This window comes from Acinetobacter sp. V2 (assembly GCF_001188385.1).
In the GTDB taxonomy this organism is placed as follows: Bacteria; Pseudomonadota; Gammaproteobacteria; order Pseudomonadales; family Moraxellaceae; genus Acinetobacter; species Acinetobacter oleivorans.
The window spans coordinates 97,203-100,484 of the sequence record NZ_JZFB01000001.1 but is presented as its reverse complement, the minus strand read 5'-3'; the positions used below and the strand labels follow the sequence as shown (position 1 = coordinate 100,484).

The following is a 3,282-nucleotide window of genomic DNA, read 5'->3' as shown; positions in this document are numbered from 1 at the left end:
CCAGCCGGAATACCAGCCTCAGCAGCCAACTCAGCAACACGGAGCGCAGTTAAAGTCGTTTCCTTAGCTGGTTTAATTACCACCGAACAGCCTGCTGCTAAAGACGGTGCAATTTTCCAAGCCAGCATAAGTAAAGGAAAATTCCAAGGTAAAACAAGCCCAACGACACCAATCGCTTCTCGCACCACAAGTGACAAAGTATCTGAACCTACAGGTGCTGTATTGTCATAAATCTTGTCGATCAGTTCCGCATGCCAACGAATGGTATGAATCATTTCCGGCACATCAGTTAACTGACATTCACTTACAGGCTTACCACTGTCTAGACTCTCCATAACAGCCAGTTCAACTGTATTTTTCTCTAGAAGGTCGGCAAATTTAAGTAAAACGTGTTTACGTTCATTCGGAGATAAACGATGCCAACGACCATCCTCAAATGCTGCTTTAGCTTTAGCAACCGCAAGGTCCACATCTTGGCTATTACATGCAGTAATTTCTGCAAGTAACTCACCAGTTGCAGGGTTGGTCGTTTTAAACGTTTTGCCTGAAAGAGATGCCTGAAACTGACCATCAATAAAGGCTAAAGTCTGAAAAGATAAGTTTTGGGCAATCGTTGCATATTCCGATGCAGTAAGAAGCTCAGACATTAAACGCCTCCTGTAATGGCTGCAACTTCACGCTTAAGTTGTTCAACAATGACTTTGAATGCTTGTTTCTTTTCTGCATCCATATCTTGTAACGGTGCACGAACACTGCCTGCTTTTAAACCATTAAGTTCACAGCCATATTTAATGCATTGAATGAAATGACCAGTTTCAAGGAAATCCATTAATGGCAACATTGCAGCCATAATGCGGCGGCCTTTGTCGAAGTCTTTCTCAATCACGCAAGCCTCATATAAAGCAATATGTTCACGAGGTACAAAGTTTGAACCTGCACAAACCCAACTACGTGCTCCCCATGCAAAAAACTCAAGTGCTTGATCATCCCAACCGCAAGAAAGTTCGAAGAAAGGATAGTTACGCGCCAACATATGTAGCTGGTTCATATCGCCTGAACTTTCTTTAATACCAACAAAGTTCTTTGATTCAGCAAAAACAGTATCAAAAAATTCTTTGCCCATGCTCACACCCATACGAGCTGGGTAGTTATAGAACATGATTGGTAAGCCTGCTGCTTTATCAATTGTTAAAGCATGAGCTGCTACTTCTTGTTCAGTTGGCAATGCGTAAGGCGGAATAGTCACTAAAATACTGTCAGCTTTAATTTCTTTAGCCACTTTTGCGTATTCAACCGAATCTTCGGTACGAATTGCGCCTGTACCAATCATTAATGAAGTACGTGAACCGATAACATCTTTCGCGTATTTAGCAAGGTCATAACGTTCTTCGGCAGTATGTGCGTAATATTCACCAGTTGTTGCTGCCACAATAATCCCGTGTACTTTTGCATCAATTAAATATTCTAAAACTTCTGCAAAAGCAGCTTTATCAATTGAACCGTCAGCAGCTAAAGGAGTGATTGCTGGTGTATAAATGCCTTCAAAAAATGTCATGATATTTTCTCCGTTTTAAAGTGTGTTGATGGTTGCCATAATCGATTTGAGAGACTGAGACTGTGGCAACACGATCCATTGTTAATTTTTCAAAGAAGTTGCTTGTTCCAAGTTCAGCCCTTTGGTTTCAGGGGCTGTCATAATGGAAACAATCAAACCAAGTAAGGTGACGCCTGCTGCCACAAACATCGTGTTGCCAATACCAATGGTGTCTAATGACATCGGAACCAGCCATGTACCGACTGCTGCGCCGATACGAGAAAATGAGGTTGCCATGCCGACACCAATGCCACGCATTTCTGTTGGAAAAAGTTCATTTGGATAAACCAGTTCCAAAACTTGCGCCCCACCAATCAACACTGCATATAAACAAAACAGTACCAACACCAACATTTGTGAGCCGTCAGCAAATGCACCCAAACCCAGCAATGCAAGACCTGACCACAAGAAGCTGTGAATAACCATTTTACGGCGGCCCATCGTATTGATTAGCTTGGTTGCAATCACACAGCCCACTACAAACATCAGCGTAATCATCACCGAACCGTATTCAGCCCATGAGCCTTTTAGATTCATTGCATCTAGAACACGAGGTGCAAAGGAATACACGGCAAACACAGGAATCACCGCACACATCCAAAACATCGAACAGAAAAATACGCGTTTGCCATAACCTAAAGCTAAGATTTCTCTAAGCGACAAACTTTTGACAGCTTCCTGAACGGGCACATTCGCAAGTGAAAAAGATGGTCCGTATACTTGTTTAATAATGACTTCTGCTTCAGCGTTACGACCCTTGCTGATAAGCCAACGTGGTGATTCTGGCGTGCCAATTCGGATTAAGATTAAGGTCAGACCAATCACAGCTGGGCTCGCAAACACCCAACGCCAAGCTTCTGTAAGATCCATCTTTAAAATCATATTGCCGAAGAGATACGCCAACATTGCGCCAAAGAACCACATAATTGTGAGCATTGCTAAACGAGGGCCACGTTCTTTGGTTGGTAAAAACTCGGCGAGCAATGATCCGCCTGCGGCATATTCAAAACCTACTGCAATCCCAATCATGAAACGGCATAAAAATAATACCCATCCAGAATCAACCCAAAGCTGAGCAACCGAACATAAAACAAATAAAGTTGGAGCAATGAAATACAGTTTCTTACGCCCCATCCAGTCACTTAGCCAGCCACCTAAAAAGCCGCCAAAAAACATACCGAATAGTGCAGATGCTGCAATCATTCCTTGCCAGAAATTGGATAAATGTAATTGTGCGGCAGCTTGCATTAATGCAACGCCGATAATACTTAGAACATAACCATCCAGTAGCCAACCGCCACCTGTACGAATACTCAATAACTGATGAAATCCATTTACGGGTACATCATCAATTGACATATGATTCGTTGTCATTTTTATCTCCAATACTCGTCCACCGAAGTGGATGTGTTTCCTACACATTTAAGAAATTTAAGGTTGAATAGCCCCTGCGAAACTGAAAACTCAATTTCGCCACCTTCGCTGTTTTAAAGCTGTTTACCTAATTAATTTGATCAGGAAAAACCTATAAATCTGATGTCATCTACATCACTCTTCCAACCCTGCTTTTCTTTGCCCCCACCACAAGGTTGCATTAACACCGATAGATAAGAATGGCTCAGGCGGAACTTTGTTTGGGCCTGACGTTTCTAAAAGAAAATCAATCAAGTCGCTACGCTGTCCTGCAA

At 42.5% G+C, this 3,282-nt stretch carries 3 protein-coding genes; all 3 read right to left on the bottom strand.

Translation table 11 applies throughout. The features are described 5' to 3' along the window. Positions 1-647 (bottom strand): aldehyde dehydrogenase family protein (locus tag UC75_RS19420; protein WP_228137191.1); only part of this gene is annotated, 647 nt, incomplete at its 3' end. Then, positions 647-1,555, bottom strand: coding sequence for a dihydrodipicolinate synthase family protein (locus UC75_RS00505; RefSeq protein WP_049836338.1), 909 nt, complete (start codon positions 1,553-1,555; stop codon positions 647-649). The genes UC75_RS19420 and UC75_RS00505, both read right to left, overlap by 1 nt. Before the next feature lie 81 nt (positions 1,556-1,636). Further along, the gene (locus UC75_RS00500) at positions 1,637-2,968 is read right to left on the bottom strand and encodes an MFS transporter (protein ID WP_049836337.1); all 1,332 of its coding nucleotides are present in this window, start codon (positions 2,966-2,968) and stop codon (positions 1,637-1,639) included. Positions 2,969-3,282: the final 314 nt, after the last annotated feature.

Bases quoted from the DNA above. Each gene is read 5' to 3' on its own strand.
- UC75_RS00500 (WP_049836337.1), bottom strand. From the start codon at position 2,968: ATGACAACGAATCATATGTCAATTGATGATGTACCCGTAAATGGATTT.
- UC75_RS00505 (WP_049836338.1), bottom strand. From the start codon at position 1,555: ATGACATTTTTTGAAGGCATTTATACACCAGCAATCACTCCTTTAGCT.